General features: G+C 42.1%; 15 protein-coding genes. 7 read left to right on the top strand and 8 right to left on the bottom strand.

All coding sequences use genetic code 11. The features are described from left to right. Positions 1–68: 68 nt before the first annotated feature. On the bottom strand, positions 69–1,604 hold the full coding sequence (locus HKI82_RS00835) for a DUF3612 domain-containing protein (RefSeq protein WP_102941798.1): 1,536 nt from the start codon (positions 1,602–1,604) through the stop codon (positions 69–71). Positions 1,605–1,830: 226 nt separating this feature from the next. On the opposite strand from HKI82_RS00835, the gene HKI82_RS00830 reads away from it, so the two are divergent. Further along, positions 1,831–2,409 carry an aldolase/citrate lyase/malate synthase family protein gene (locus HKI82_RS00830; RefSeq protein ID WP_171136905.1) on the top strand — a complete coding sequence of 193 codons (579 nt, stop codon included), beginning with the start codon at positions 1,831–1,833 and terminating at the stop codon, positions 2,407–2,409. Between the two features lie 102 nt (positions 2,410–2,511). Here HKI82_RS00830 and HKI82_RS00825 read toward each other — a convergent pair whose 3' ends face one another. Both HKI82_RS00825 and HKI82_RS00820 read right to left on the bottom strand, forming a co-directional pair. Then, positions 2,512–3,528 carry a GGDEF domain-containing protein gene (locus HKI82_RS00825; protein ID WP_102941800.1) on the bottom strand — a complete coding sequence of 339 codons (1,017 nt, stop codon included), beginning with the start codon at positions 3,526–3,528 and terminating at the stop codon, positions 2,512–2,514. 201 nt (positions 3,529–3,729) lie between these two features. Beyond that, positions 3,730–4,626, bottom strand: a complete 897-nt coding sequence (locus HKI82_RS00820) for a DMT family transporter (protein ID WP_102941801.1) — start codon at positions 4,624–4,626, stop codon at positions 3,730–3,732. A gap of 118 nt (positions 4,627–4,744) precedes the next feature. Here HKI82_RS00820 and HKI82_RS00815 point away from each other — a divergent pair, with 118 nt between their 5' ends. Then, positions 4,745–5,230 carry a MarR family winged helix-turn-helix transcriptional regulator gene (locus tag HKI82_RS00815; RefSeq protein ID WP_171136904.1) on the top strand — a complete coding sequence of 162 codons (486 nt, stop codon included), beginning with the start codon at positions 4,745–4,747 and terminating at the stop codon, positions 5,228–5,230. Between the two features lie 17 nt (positions 5,231–5,247). Beyond that, entirely contained in the window at positions 5,248–5,610 is a 363-nt protein-coding gene (locus tag HKI82_RS00810) for an MmcQ/YjbR family DNA-binding protein (protein ID WP_171136903.1), read from the top strand. Positions 5,611–5,696: 86 nt separating this feature from the next. Here HKI82_RS00810 and HKI82_RS00805 read toward each other — a convergent pair whose 3' ends face one another. Then, positions 5,697–6,608: a chemotaxis protein gene (locus HKI82_RS00805; RefSeq protein WP_102941804.1), complete on the bottom strand. Its 912-nt coding sequence runs from the start codon at positions 6,606–6,608 to the stop codon at positions 5,697–5,699. A gap of 172 nt (positions 6,609–6,780) precedes the next feature. Here HKI82_RS00805 and ppiC point away from each other — a divergent pair, with 172 nt between their 5' ends. Continuing rightward, a complete protein-coding gene (gene ppiC / locus HKI82_RS00800; RefSeq protein WP_102941805.1) occupies positions 6,781–7,059 on the top strand; it encodes a peptidylprolyl isomerase PpiC in 279 nt (92 codons plus the stop codon). Between the two features lie 151 nt (positions 7,060–7,210). Here the strand turns inward: ppiC and HKI82_RS00795 are convergent, their stop codons facing one another. Next, the gene (locus HKI82_RS00795) at positions 7,211–7,993 is read right to left on the bottom strand and encodes a hypothetical protein (RefSeq protein WP_171136902.1); all 783 of its coding nucleotides are present in this window, start codon (positions 7,991–7,993) and stop codon (positions 7,211–7,213) included. Between the two features lie 441 nt (positions 7,994–8,434). On the opposite strand from HKI82_RS00795, the gene HKI82_RS00790 reads away from it, so the two are divergent. Continuing rightward, the gene (locus HKI82_RS00790; RefSeq protein WP_102941806.1) at positions 8,435–9,109 is read left to right on the top strand and encodes a LuxR C-terminal-related transcriptional regulator; all 675 of its coding nucleotides are present in this window, start codon (positions 8,435–8,437) and stop codon (positions 9,107–9,109) included. A gap of 114 nt (positions 9,110–9,223) precedes the next feature. On the opposite strand, the gene HKI82_RS00785 is transcribed toward HKI82_RS00790, so the two are convergent. Continuing rightward, entirely contained in the window at positions 9,224–9,544 is a 321-nt protein-coding gene (locus tag HKI82_RS00785; protein ID WP_171136901.1) for a heavy metal-binding domain-containing protein, read from the bottom strand. Positions 9,545–9,753: 209 nt separating this feature from the next. On the opposite strand from HKI82_RS00785, the gene HKI82_RS00780 reads away from it, so the two are divergent. Beyond that, complete coding sequence (locus HKI82_RS00780; RefSeq protein WP_102941808.1) at positions 9,754–10,362, top strand: 2OG-Fe(II) oxygenase; 609 nt, start codon at positions 9,754–9,756, stop codon at positions 10,360–10,362. Positions 10,363–10,455: 93 nt separating this feature from the next. Here HKI82_RS00780 and speG read toward each other — a convergent pair whose 3' ends face one another. Then, on the bottom strand, positions 10,456–10,980 hold the full coding sequence (speG, locus tag HKI82_RS00775) for a spermidine N1-acetyltransferase (protein WP_102941809.1): 525 nt from the start codon (positions 10,978–10,980) through the stop codon (positions 10,456–10,458). Between the two features lie 59 nt (positions 10,981–11,039). Then, positions 11,040–11,438 carry a DUF2391 family protein gene (locus HKI82_RS00770; protein WP_102941810.1) on the bottom strand — a complete coding sequence of 133 codons (399 nt, stop codon included), beginning with the start codon at positions 11,436–11,438 and terminating at the stop codon, positions 11,040–11,042. Between the two features lie 177 nt (positions 11,439–11,615). Here HKI82_RS00770 and HKI82_RS00765 point away from each other — a divergent pair, with 177 nt between their 5' ends. After that, positions 11,616–12,992, top strand: a complete 1,377-nt coding sequence (locus HKI82_RS00765; protein WP_171136900.1) for a UDP-glucose dehydrogenase family protein — start codon at positions 11,616–11,618, stop codon at positions 12,990–12,992. Positions 12,993–12,995: the final 3 nt, after the last annotated feature.

The following is a 12,995-nucleotide window of genomic DNA, read 5'->3' as shown; positions in this document are numbered from 1 at the left end:
CTATAGCCAATCACGGACATTGTGGTTGGCTTTTTTTTATCTGTTTTTTCATGCCTGAAGAAGAAATTTCATATCAAATCTTCTTCTGAATCAGCGCATTTTGCATAGCAGCTCGGTTTTCTCGGACACACGGCGCCCCTCGAGCAGATTAGCCTAGCATCTCCCTCAATACCTCTCTCAATCCAGTTGATATTTAGGATACGAGCAATGGTTCTTAAATCCTTTTTAATATGTGTTGGAATAATGGTTGTACCGCCTTGGCTGACACAAGAAGATTTCAACTCTTCCGCTATGGCGTTTGCATCTCCGCCCTGCGCTGCTATTGCTGGGTTTAAATCGATGCCAGCACAGAGTACACGGGTATTTCCTGCGGCGTCTAACACATTGATTGACTCACAGCAGTAGATTCTTGGCTCGTCACCGACGTTAAGAATAGAGATCTGCGCGGAGCTTCCTTCCTGAGGCTCGGCTAAGCGTCTGAATACCGCCCAGTGCTGGCAGGGATCGTGAACCTTACGCATGTTGCCCCAAGGAAGAGGGATCCCGTTACCACGATAAACCGCTTTGAGCTTACCCGGCCCATAAGCATCAAAGTAATGCCAGTGAGGGTAGGGAGAAACCACCGTCATTCGGCGCATCGCAACAGATGGGGATACTCCAGCTTTCTTGTGCACATCGATCTCATAACCATTTCTATCCAACAACTGACGAAATGGTACTTTCGGGCAAAGCAGCGCACCGGCGAAAAAGCTGGATTCAAAATCACGCCATGCCTGAAGAATATCTTGTGAATTCAGTTCAGAGCTGGATTGAGAATTCGGTTGCTCTTCCCAACTATTGGAATGTCCGACTGATAAGACGTTTTTCAGTCCGTCTTTGCTGTGCAGTACATTGTGACCGATATACACAGCTAAATCGTATTTGAGACGAGTCGGGTATTGTCGCAAAACTTCGTTGAGATAAATGGTATCTGGCGGCTCAAAAAAAGAAGTAACGAGTTGTTTGGCGCTCACCCCAAGTTCATCCACAACATCGTGAGGGGTTCTTTTTACCCAGCGAATGTTGAGTCCCAGACTTTTGGCGATATCAAACAGATCTTCAACCGCAAGATTAAGACGCTTCTGGCCTATCTCTTCTGCGGCTCTTTCTAAGTCGGGGAAGTGGTTTTGCAGGCTTTCTTGATGAGCTCGAATAAGCAAATGCGCGAACTGTCTGCCGGTAATGCCGGTTTGAGAAAGCATCTCTGGAATCGCGATTTGTAAAATATCATTGGAAAACAGAAAGCTGGGTTCCAAGGCCATACCACTGATACCACCTCGATTGCCTTTTTCTGGCGTGATATCGGTTTGCTCGGGTTCATCATCAAGAAACCAAGCGGGATCTTTTTGGAATACTTCCGCAATGACTTTCAACATTTCTACACTTGGAACACGCTTTCCCCTCTCAATCATCGAAAGGTAGGAAACCGAAGGCGCGTATTCTGAATTGATGCGAATACAGCGTGCAGAAAGATCTTCCATGGTTAAGTGGTTGCGTTTTCTCAGGTTTCTCACTTTTGTACCCAAAAAGTGAGACTGTCTAACTAAGCTTTTTGACACGGCCATTTTGTAAAATTCACATTGTAAAATTTTTGTTGTGAAATTGTAGGTAAAATTGCGCTAGTCTACAAATTAACCCAGTCACAAACTTGAATAAAAATTAAACACAAGTTTGAGAAATATGAACTGGGACTATTTTTGAACAAAGACACCCAGTCGATTGGTTATCGCTAGAGAATAGAGTCAATAGCGTCGCCAAATAGGAAGGGCTTAATCCAATAAGGAAATGACGATGAATATGCTGACATTTGATAAAACTGACATTCAAAAACAACATAAACCATTTATCGCTGAAGCAGTGTTCGCCGTCGAAACCGTCAGTGCACACCAATCGCGAGAGAAACAAGTGAAAGCCAAACAGTTGCTTGACCGTTTGTTCCCTCTTGAAAATGGTTCACACCAAGACGTAACCAGCTACATGATCGATTACAACCATGTACTTGCGTACTTTAAAGATGGTCGTCACAGTGGCTTAAAGCATCCTAAACACTTTGTTGCTTATATCGGCAACAAGGAACAGCCTTGCTCAATATTGTTCCGTGATGGCAGTGGTAGCCATGTAGAAGTGACGCTAGGTTGCCATCGAGGTACAGGATGCATTGAGCTGGTGGAGATTGAAGATATACAACTAGAAACGTGTACAACGTTTATGCAAACCGATGAGACTTCTATTCCAACTGTTGCGATGCGCCATTGGATTAGTTTGGTGAAAGGTGACGAGCGTGGTAAACCTCAAGCGTGCAGTGAAGATAAAGAGTACGTTTCTAAGTGTGGAGAAGAGTACTTATTGAGTTATAGCTTCAGTCTTTAACTCACTGAATCTCACTGTGCTCCATCCAACCTGTCTTAAGCTCTGCGAGCACCTCCCGCTGTAACTCGGGAGGTTTTTTTTACCTACTGAAATGGGGTTGTTTTAGAAAGGCATTACTCGATTTCGGCCCATTTTTTTCGCTTCATAGAGCTTTCTGTCTGCACGTTCAACCAGTGATTCAGGTGTGTCTTTAGGCATTTTTTCAGCGACACCAAAAGAAGCGGTAATACTACTGACTTGTTCACTTGTGCGGCGATCTTTCACATTGAGTTTTTCAATGGATGTACGCAGCATCTCAGCAAACTGTCGCGCCACGCGCAAAGATTTGTGTGGCACCAATAGCGCGAACTCTTCGCCACCATAGCGATAGGCGGTAATGCCGCCCTGACAACTGGTCTGTAGTCGTTTTGCGATAGCACGAATCACAGTATCTCCGAACAGATGGCCATATTCATCGTTAAACACTTTGAAGTGGTCAATATCTAAAAAGATAAGGCTGAGTGCCTGTTCAGACTGCATCAGTGACGCCAAATCATCATCGAATGCTCTGCGGTTATATAACCCTGAGAGGCTATCAAACAAAGCCGCTTTGTGGACCTGAGCTAACTGAGATTTCAAACGAGAAATCTCTTGGCTGGCACTGTTTAGCTGCTTGTTGAGGAAACGCGTCGAATGACGAATATCCTCTGATTCATTGACCAATTGACGAATAACGGACATCACTTCATCAATAGAAAGGTTTTCGCTGTGTACTTTTTCTAAGTTAGCAAAACTTTTATCAATGACTTGCGAAAAAGCGCTGGCGTCGGACAAGGTATCGTCCATTGAGCTAGAAATTTCATGTACCAGCAGTTCGACGTTTTGTCTTAACTCGTGGATACTCGTTTCTGCTTTTGAAGCAATATAATCTTTATAAAGCTGCTCACCCTTTGCGGCTGGGCAAAAACCAAAACTCTCCAGAATATAATCCAGTTCTTGGTTCAGCTCAGGAATCGTATTATCCGCGTAGGTATACCACAAGGCGTAATTCGATGGCGTCGCAGCGATGCGATGCTTCATCATTAGTGGTACTGCTTTTTTAAGATTGGAAGTGGCTCTTTTAAACTCGTCTTCGTTCATTTCTTAGTATTAATAAATGCGTCGAAAGTAATACGCTAAGAGTAGCGGAATTCAACGCTTTGCGCTCCAAAAATAACGTCGATTTGAGCCTTTTCGCATAGAATACGTTAAGTATTTCTTGCTGCTGGAAATTACTTGCCTGATTGCCCATCAAATGGTTATCAAACAAGATGCAGCGCTCTATGAATGGTTCTTAACGATTTATTTTTGTAACGCGAGTTGCGTGGAGTGGCGTTTTTTCAGCAACACCACAATTTGAGGCAGCAAAGATACGATAATCATTCCGCCCATAAGACTATACTGATGCAGTGAATACAGTTCATTCATCAGTAACCCGCCACAGACAATCCCTGCAATCGGGTTTGCAATACCACCAAAAGTAAAATCAACAATCGACATACGCTGCAATAACCACACGTACAAACTATAACTGAATGCAGTATTGAGTAATGTTATCCAGACTAATCCACCAAGATTGGTTGTGGAGAAGAACTGCATTGCGTCAATGTATGGCTGCGGATGCACGCTTGCGTGAACCAGAGTTACCAGTGTGAGTGCTACTCCGCCGATGATGAGTTGCCATGTCAGTACTGTCCACCAGTCAATTTTTCCGCCCAAGGTTTTTGTCAGAGATGAGCCGTAAATAATGCACGAGATAGCCGCCAACATGGCGATTAAACCAATAGGACTCAGTGCTATAGATTTCGGGTCAAACAGCAACCATGCAAGCAATATCAGCAATACGCCGCTTGTAAGCTGAACTTTTGATGGCGCAGTGCGGTTAAATATCCAGTGAAATGCCATGGCAAATACGGGCACTGAAATCATTCCGACACCAGCGATAGCGGAAGGGAGCGTCAATGCCATAACAAATATCAGGCTAAAGAAAGCTGCGATATTTACAATGCCGATGGTAATCAGAGGCTTCCAGCTCGTTTTAGTTGGAAAAGTGGGTTTTAAGGCAAGCAAAATTAGCCCTGCAGGCAAAGCTCGCAGAGCACCAAGCAGAAGTGGAGGCCAGCCTGCTAAGGTGTATTGTGTGACAGCGTATGTGGTTCCCCAGAAAAATGCGGGAATCATGGCAAATAAAATATTCATATTAAGTATCTTTATATCAAGATATCTGTGTGGCGAATCTAAAACAAAAATTAGTTATTGTAAAGTATCTTTACATTGAAGTATTTTAAGGCAATGAAAAAGAAAGAGTTGTAAAACAATGGACGCAATCGATAGGGCCGTATCCCAGTGGGGTACAGAGAGACCGGATCTCAACACGATACCAATGGCTATGATAGGACGCCTGATGCGCCTGTCTAAAATTCTTGAGAGCCGAATAGCAGAAGTTCATAAGAAGTATGATCTGAAAATGGGCGAGTTTGATGTTCTGGCAACTTTGCGCAGAGCTGGCGCACCTTATCGGCTGACACCTTCTGAGTTACTTAGCTCTATGCTACTGACTTCAGGAGCTATGACCAATCGATTGGATAAGCTGGAAAGTAAAAATCTTATACTTCGCCAGCACAGCCAAGCCGATCGACGTAGCATCGAAGTTGAGCTGACAGAAGACGGTTTGGCTTTAGTCGAAGCGTTGGTCACAGAGCATGTAAAGGCTCAGGAAGAACTTGTGGTTGGCCTATCAAAGGCAGAGCAACAACAAATAGGTCAATGTTTGAAGCTGTGGCTTAAAATATTCGAAGATTAAAAAGGAAGGCGAAACCGATGGATGTGCAGCGTTTAGAAGAGTATTTAAATAATTTACCTCAGGCTGAATCGTGTAATCCTTTCGGGCCGGATCCTTTAGTTTTTAAGATTCGCGATAAGATGTTTGCGTATCTTGCATTCGATACGGACAAACCGTTTGTTACGTTAAAATGCGAGCCTCAAGACGGCGCGTTTCTTACAGACCAGTTTGATGCGATCAAACCTGGCTATCACATGAATAAGCGACACTGGATTTCTGTTGTTTTGGATGGAGATGTGGAGCCGGAGATGATAGAAGATTTGTGTTTGAGATCATTCCAATTGGTAGTGAGTAAGCTGAAAAAATCTGACAGAGAAGCGCTTCAACTATTGCTGCCTTAAGGTTTCGCTATTTATCGTTGAACAATAAAAAATGCAGCCAACAGGCTGCATTTTCAAATATATCTTGAAGCAGATTGGCTGGCGCTCTAAGCCATTTGTGCTTCCAAGCGTTTTGCGCCTCTCAACATTGCTTCAATCAGTTCCGTAGCATTGAACTTCTCAAGCGCTTCATGGGCACCAACCTGATGTGCTCTGTCGACACAAATTTCACTCGATAGAGAAGTGTGAAGGATGATGTAGGCATGGCTTAACGACTTATCATTTTGTACTTCAAACGCAAGTTCATAGCCATCAAGACCCGGCATTTCAATATCACTGACGAGAAGGTCGATAGCGTTGTTTTCGTTCGCCATCTTCTTCATAAACTCAGCCGCTTCATTGCCGTTCTTGCACACATAATATGGGATGTTAATCCGGTCTAACGCATCCGACAGTTGTTTGCGGGCAATAGACGAGTCATCAACCAGCAAAATATTCAGTGCTTTGAGGCGCTCACGCTCTACATCTGTCAGCATTGGCACTTTGGTCGATTCATACTGCGGGTAAATTTTTGACAGCAATAACTCGACATCGAGTAACTGAACGATTTTGTCTTCATAGCGCGTAATCCCAGTAACGAAAACATTTTTACCAGCAGTGCTAGGGGCAGACTCGATAGCACGCCAGTTACAATCAATGATCTTTTCAATGCTGCGAACCATAAAAGCCACGACGGTACGCAGACAGTCAGTGACGATTAAATAACTGTTTTCATACTCGTTCGGAGCAATAGGTCGAAAACCAATCGCAGCGGCCATGTCGATCACGGGTACAGTTAAATTACGAAACGTGACCGTACCTATCACATGGTGATGTGAATAAGGGATTTGAGTCATCGGCATATAGGGCACAATTTCTCGAACTTTTAATGTTCCAATAGCGAACAGCTGCTTTTGCAGGTTCAAAGTGAACATCAACATTCCTTGTGACTGATTTGCCTTACTTATTGTCTTAGCCATAGTGGTACTACTTCAATAATTTTACTGGTAACTATACTAACGCATATTGCCATATCATCAACGACTGGCATTGATTTAGACGCTTATTTTCTATTTTAGTTTTCAAAAAGTGGGGTGCGTGTCCCTTTAGCTTAGGTTAGACTTCGCGCTTTAGAAATGAGGAGAGAATGAAATGGCAAGAACCGCAGCAGCCCTTCACATTTTGGTTAAGCATAAAGAGCAAGCAGAAGATATCATTCAGCAGCTCAAGAAAGGCGCTAAATTTCAGGTGTTAGCGAAGAAGCATTCTATATGCCCATCAGGTAAGAAAGGTGGAGACCTAGGCGAATTTCGTCAAGGGCAAATGGTGCCACAGTTTGATAAAGCTTGCTTTCAAGGTGAAGTTCTCACCCCTCAGCTAGTAAAAACGAAGTTCGGTTGGCATGTCTTAAAGGTGCTATATCGTACTTAAACAAGCATATGCCATGCATTATTGAGTTAACGAGCCCAGGATATTTTGTGTGATATTCTGGGCTCGTTTTTATCAGTTGCCGCTTCTAAAGCAAACCTGTTTGTACGTTTAATCCATGTTAGATAATTTTATTAATAACTAACGGCTTGGATTAAAACTGGTAGTTATATTCAATGCGATGATCGCCGTCTGCAAAGTCAACTTTCTCATTCCAGTTTGCAAAATAACGAATATTAGAACGAGGTGTGAGCTGGTAAGAAATGGCAAATTCGTGAGTCAGGATATTGTCGTCACCAGCAAAGTTACCATTCTTGTAGGTATCCGAACCCGACAGTGTGTGCATATACATCGGGTTATAGTTGATCCAAATTTTATCGGTTAAAGCCACTTTAGAGTACATACCTACGACTGTGAATGTCCCTGGGATTTCATAACCGTCATCTTCGGTGTTTTGAACCGTCACACCCGCACCTGCAAGAGGGTATAGGTTTAAGAATCCACCAATTTGAGGAAGCGCTTGAAGAATACTGTACGAGGCATTTAACGTTTCACTATCAACGTCATATGTCATGTCAAGCTGGCGACCTTGACCATTTTTGATGTTTGCCTGGAAGTTGCGCAGACGGAAAGAGTCAATGCTGTCGTCAACAGAACCATACATAGGTTTGTCGTTATCTCGAAAACCGAACATTTTGCCACCGATACCTTTCAGTTCAAACACATTCATTGCGGCAACGTTTTCTTTGCCAGAATCGTAGGTTTTGCCCATTTTAAGGTTAATGCCTTTGTCTGTAATACCAACGCCACCTTGAGTAAATACCGCAAGTGGATCCGACATATCCTGAACTTCATCTGTTTGCTCTTCTGCGATTGAGCTGAAAGATGTCGCAGCGATGAATAAACTGAGGAGGGAAAGAGGTAGTGCTTTATTCATAATTAAAATACTCAATAAATTGGATTTCAAATAATAGCCATCATTCCGAGTGTAGAAATTGTTGTGCAACAATAGGCTTATTGGGTGAGTTTGACTCGTTGGAACATCATGCTTTATATAATAACGCGACAGAGGGGGGATTAGATTAAAGCAATTAGGAAAGTTGTTCTTTCCTAATCGGAAAGACCAAGAGGGTACTTTTTATTGAATAATTCTTTAGTCGTTTCTAATTTAGAATGTGTTTTTGTTTCGAACAGTATGCCACTCCTTAAATAACTCAAATGCATTCTTAAAAATAAGACAATAAATTAACCTCATGAATTTGTTAAAGTAATCTGTATATTTTTTTTATTATTAATCGAGGATGCTTTTGTCCCATTGACTTATTCTCTATCAACGTTAGTTTTACATAAGTCAGGTCTATGGTTAGGAGTTTTTATAATGACAGAAGGAAAAAAACTAAACGTAAGATTACTTTCTGATGTCTGTATGCAATCACGTTTACTTAAAGACGCGTTGGAGTCTAAGCTTCCAATAAAAATAGAAATTTCTCCTTTTTGCGATATGTGGATGCAGGAGAATAACCCTTCATGTCATGATACTCAGCTAGTCCTCATCGATTACGCTCGACTCGATGATCATGCTCTCTCTGACTATGCTTCGTTCAAACACCTATGTTGTCCTGAAGCTCGTGAAGTTGTACTAAATTGTCCTAGTGAGATTGAAGCAAAAGATTTGTTCAAGTGGCAGTGTTTGGCTGGGGTATTCTACGCCGATGATGACATTGATGTATTAGTGAAAGGCATGAGTAAAATTATTAAAGGCGAAATGTGGCTAACTCGCCGACTTGCGCAAGAATATATTCTTCATTATCGCTCTGGCAACTCAGTTGTTACCTCTCAAATGTTCTCAAAATTAACCAAGCGCGAACAACAAATAATTAAGCTACTTGGCAGTGGAGCTTCGAACGTTGAGATAGCAGATCAGTTATTTGTCAGTGAAAATACAGTTAAAACGCACCTTCATAATGTTTTTAAGAAAATTAATGCTAAGAATCGTCTTCAAGCATTAATTTGGGCTAAGAACAACATTGGAATTGAAGAAGTAAGTCAATAATAAATACGTTTATTAATTTATTATTAATCTAATAAAAAAGTTTATATTTAAAAAGGCAGCTGAGCTGCCTTTTTACTTTTCCAATCCAAATTTACTTTCTTTGACGGTGAATGGTTACTCTACAAACACTGCCGTTCCACTTACCGATACCGTCAGCATTCCATTGGTCTTGCCAAAGGTTTCATAATCCAAGTCAATACCGACAACAGCATTCGCGCCAAGCTCTCTAGCACGAGCTTCAAGTTCGGCTAATGCAATCGTTCGCGCCTTCTGCAACTCGTGTTCATAGGTTGCTGAACGCCCACCAACGATATCTCGAATGCCAGCGAACAGATCTTTAAATATGTTTGCACCGAGAATGGCTTCACCTGCAATAACGCCGCAATAACGAACGATACGCTTGCCTTCTACATTCGGTGTAGTAGTTACGATCATAGAAAACTCCCAATGAATAATCTTGTTGTCTGGTTTTGTTATACCACCATTGGCACACTAATGTTTAATCATTTTGAATTTTGTTTTAACTGTATGATTTATAAGTAATAAAATTGACAATTAATTTTATTCTTTAAGATTAACATGTTGATTTGTGGTTGTGGCAAAGTCTGGTTATAACGCTTTCTTTTTCTTCGTAGTTAAAACTTATGGCGCTAGAGCACTTGTTAGATTCCATTGCCGAAAAAGGTTGGTATGTCTGGGATGATTTTCTAACCCTTGAACAAGTTAGGTTACTCAAAAACTGTGCTTCAGATGATTGGCAGCGTGCACGTATTGGTAGAAACGAAGATACTCAAAGAGCCAGTGAAATTCGTCGCGATAAAATTCAGTGGCTAGACTCGGACATGGGACAGCCGGTTCAGGATTACCTAGAGCGTATGGAGTTTATTCGTCGTGAGGTTAATCAGGCTTTATTCCTCGGGTTGTTCGAATATGAAGCTCATTTTGCACAGTACGAAGTCGGAGATTTTTACAAAAAACACTTAGATGCTTTCCGTGGTAATGAAAGTCGCAAACTGACCACGGTTTTCTATATGAATGAAGACTGGCGTGACGCTAACGGCGGTGAACTGAAAGTTTATGATCTTAACGATCAACTGATTCAAACCATCGCCCCTATTGCGGGAAGGTTAGTTGTGTTCCTTTCAGAGCAGTTTCCACATGAGGTTCTTCCTGCACATGCTAAACGCTACAGCATTGCTGGCTGGTTTCGAACCAATGGTGTCAGCGAGAATCGGTTTGATATTCTCTCCTAAATAAAAAAACAGGCATTTGCCTGTTTTTTTATTTCTTGCCCCTCTAAACCACACCGCCTAAGACAGTGCTGGTTGCTTCTGCAGAATTGCTGCTTAACTTCGAGATTGTTTCAAGTACTGGTTTTGCAGTATATACATGCGTTTTACATCTCGGTATTGCCCGTTGATAAAGAACTCTTCGACTAAGTGCCCTTCCTCAATAAAACCACACTGTTCATAGAGATGAAGCGCTTTTTCATTTTCAATCGCCACATGCAGGTAAATTTTGTGAAGGTTCAGGATAGTGAATGAGTAATCTAACGCCTTGTTGATCAGCGTATTTGCATACCCTTTTCCTTGGTGTTCTGGGGTAATAATGATCTGAAATTCAGCGCTACGATGAATGTAGTCAATCTCAATAATTTCAACCAAGCCAATCAGGGACTTGTTCTCATCTTCAACAACAAAGCGTCTTTCCGCGTTATCGTGAATGTGTTTGTTGTAAAGTTCTTCTAGTTCATCAAAAGACTCATACGGTTCTTCGAACCAATAAGACATGATGTTTCTATTGTTGTTTAAATTATGGATAAACCTAAGATCGCCACGTTCTAAAGCTCGAAGAGATAAATTCTGTTTCATGTTGGTGTCTCTTACAGGTGATACGGATTTATATCATTGTTTTATTACAGTTTAGTCTTCTACTCTTTGTCAAAACTGTCTACCACAATCGCACCCATGGAAGCCGGCATAGTGACAACTATGATACGTTTGAGCGCTAATATGGGGTCGTCAACCAAAGGCAACTTGTTCAAGGCAAATAGCACCAAGCCAACCACTAAAGCCGCAAGCAAATAAGCGATAACAATACGAAAAATAAACACAGAAATTCGATGTTGAATATTTCGCTGAAACACACTTTGATAGGCGAATACGCCCAGAAAACACAGAGAAAGGCTCATTAGGAACAGCAAATTGGTTGTTGGTAATGTGGTACCCAGTTGCCATGCCTCTTCCGAGAAGGAAATGGGAACCGCCAATGCAAAAGCTCCCACGCATACTTGGCTGGCATCTTCCATATTGAAGCTAAAATTCTTCATTCAAACTCCTTCTGTTTTAAATAACTGTACGCTTTGCTTAGCATTTGTCCATGGAGATTTTCTTACAACTGCCGGAAATAGCATAACTTTTGTCATTGTACTGCCCCGAAAACGTAACGGCTCTGACATCTCGGCATTAAATACTGGTGTCAATGCAGAGGAAGAGTGGACAGTTGAATGAAAGTAACCATATTTGGCACTGGATACGTTGGTTTGGTTCAGGCAGCGGTATTGAGTGGCGTTGGGCACAATGTGTGTTGTGTGGATGTTGATGCTGAAAAAATTAGTAAGCTGCAAAGAGGTGAAATTACTATTTATGAGCCCGGGCTAGAACAACTCGTCCACAATAATCTCGCAGCCGGACATTTATGCTTTACCTCTTCAGCAAAAGAAGGCATTGAGTTTGCTGACGTAATATTTATCGCCGTTGGAACGCCACAAGATGAAGACGGTTCAGCAGATCTCCGTTATGTACGGGATGTAGCGAAAATCATCGCGACATTCTCTAACCACAGAAAAATCGTCATCAATAAATCCACGGTTCCTGTGGGGACAGCGCAACAAGTGAGTGATGTATTGAGCTTGACCCGAGAGAATTTAGGTTTACCGCCAATACATTTCTCAGTGGTATCCAATCCTGAATTTCTCAAAGAGGGAAGTGCCGTAACTGACTGCATGCGTCCGGACAGGATTGTGATTGGGCTCGATGAAACAGATAGACTTTTTGCAGAAGTGAAAGATCTGATGCGAGAGCTGTATGCGCCTTTTAATCGAAACCACGAGAAAATTCTGTTTATGTCTGTGAAATCGGCGGAGCTCACTAAGTACGCGGCAAACTGCATGTTAGCGACCAAAATTAGTTTCATGAACGAAATCGCTAACATTGCAGATAAGTTGGGGGCGGATATTGAACAGGTACGCAAAGGTATCGGTAGCGATGAGAGAATTGGCTATCACTTTATTTATCCTGGTTGCGGCTATGGCGGTTCTTGTTTTCCCAAAGATGTTCAAGCTTTGATTCGTTCATCGGAGAACATTGGTTATGAAAGTGAGATTCTCAAGGCGGTTGAGAACACCAACTACCACCAAAAAAGAAAGCTCTTTGAGCAAATATGTGTTCACTTTGGAGGAGCTCATAATCTAAAAGGGAGAACGTTTGCTCTGTGGGGGCTAGCCTTTAAACCTAAAACTGATGATATGCGAGAAGCTCCTAGCCGTGTGTTGATGGAAGCCTTGTGGTCAGCTGGTGCTATGGTACAAGCCTATGACCCCAAAGCTATGGAAGAAACTCAAAGGCTTTATTCTTTACGTAACGACCTTTTATTGATGGGCACCAAGGAAGCGACATTAAAAGGTGCAGATGCTTTGATTATTTGTACAGAGTGGCAGAACTTTAAGGCGCCCGACTTCAGCTTAATTTTTTCAGAGTTAAGGGAACCAGTAATATTTGATGGGAGAAATCTTTTCGAACCACAGAGAATGGCCGCAAGGGGATTTACTTATTGGTCTATTGGAAGGAAGGTTGCCCGCCCAGATAAACAAGGGCGGGCATAGAAC

The organism is Vibrio plantisponsor, assembly GCF_013041605.1.
In the GTDB taxonomy this organism is placed as follows: domain Bacteria; phylum Pseudomonadota; class Gammaproteobacteria; order Enterobacterales; family Vibrionaceae; genus Vibrio; species Vibrio plantisponsor.
The sequence above is the reverse complement of the archived record's forward strand: the minus strand, read 5'-3'. Positions and strand labels throughout refer to the sequence as shown.

Bases quoted from the DNA above. Each gene is read 5' to 3' on its own strand.
- HKI82_RS00835 (WP_102941798.1), bottom strand. From the start codon at position 1,604: ATGGCCGTGTCAAAAAGCTTAGTTAGACAGTCTCACTTTTTGGGTACA.
- HKI82_RS00830 (WP_171136905.1), top strand. From the start codon at position 1,831: ATGAATATGCTGACATTTGATAAAACTGACATTCAAAAACAACATAAA.
- HKI82_RS00825 (WP_102941800.1), bottom strand. From the start codon at position 3,528: ATGAACGAAGACGAGTTTAAAAGAGCCACTTCCAATCTTAAAAAAGCA.
- HKI82_RS00820 (WP_102941801.1), bottom strand. From the start codon at position 4,626: ATGAATATTTTATTTGCCATGATTCCCGCATTTTTCTGGGGAACCACA.
- HKI82_RS00815 (WP_171136904.1), top strand. From the start codon at position 4,745: ATGGACGCAATCGATAGGGCCGTATCCCAGTGGGGTACAGAGAGACCG.
- HKI82_RS00810 (WP_171136903.1), top strand. From the start codon at position 5,248: ATGGATGTGCAGCGTTTAGAAGAGTATTTAAATAATTTACCTCAGGCT.
- HKI82_RS00805 (WP_102941804.1), bottom strand. From the start codon at position 6,608: ATGGCTAAGACAATAAGTAAGGCAAATCAGTCACAAGGAATGTTGATG.
- ppiC (WP_102941805.1), top strand. From the start codon at position 6,781: ATGGCAAGAACCGCAGCAGCCCTTCACATTTTGGTTAAGCATAAAGAG.
- HKI82_RS00795 (WP_171136902.1), bottom strand. From the start codon at position 7,993: ATGAATAAAGCACTACCTCTTTCCCTCCTCAGTTTATTCATCGCTGCG.
- HKI82_RS00790 (WP_102941806.1), top strand. From the start codon at position 8,435: ATGACAGAAGGAAAAAAACTAAACGTAAGATTACTTTCTGATGTCTGT.
- HKI82_RS00785 (WP_171136901.1), bottom strand. From the start codon at position 9,544: ATGATCGTAACTACTACACCGAATGTAGAAGGCAAGCGTATCGTTCGT.
- HKI82_RS00780 (WP_102941808.1), top strand. From the start codon at position 9,754: ATGGCGCTAGAGCACTTGTTAGATTCCATTGCCGAAAAAGGTTGGTAT.
- speG (WP_102941809.1), bottom strand. From the start codon at position 10,980: ATGAAACAGAATTTATCTCTTCGAGCTTTAGAACGTGGCGATCTTAGG.
- HKI82_RS00770 (WP_102941810.1), bottom strand. From the start codon at position 11,438: ATGAAGAATTTTAGCTTCAATATGGAAGATGCCAGCCAAGTATGCGTG.
- HKI82_RS00765 (WP_171136900.1), top strand. From the start codon at position 11,616: ATGAAAGTAACCATATTTGGCACTGGATACGTTGGTTTGGTTCAGGCA.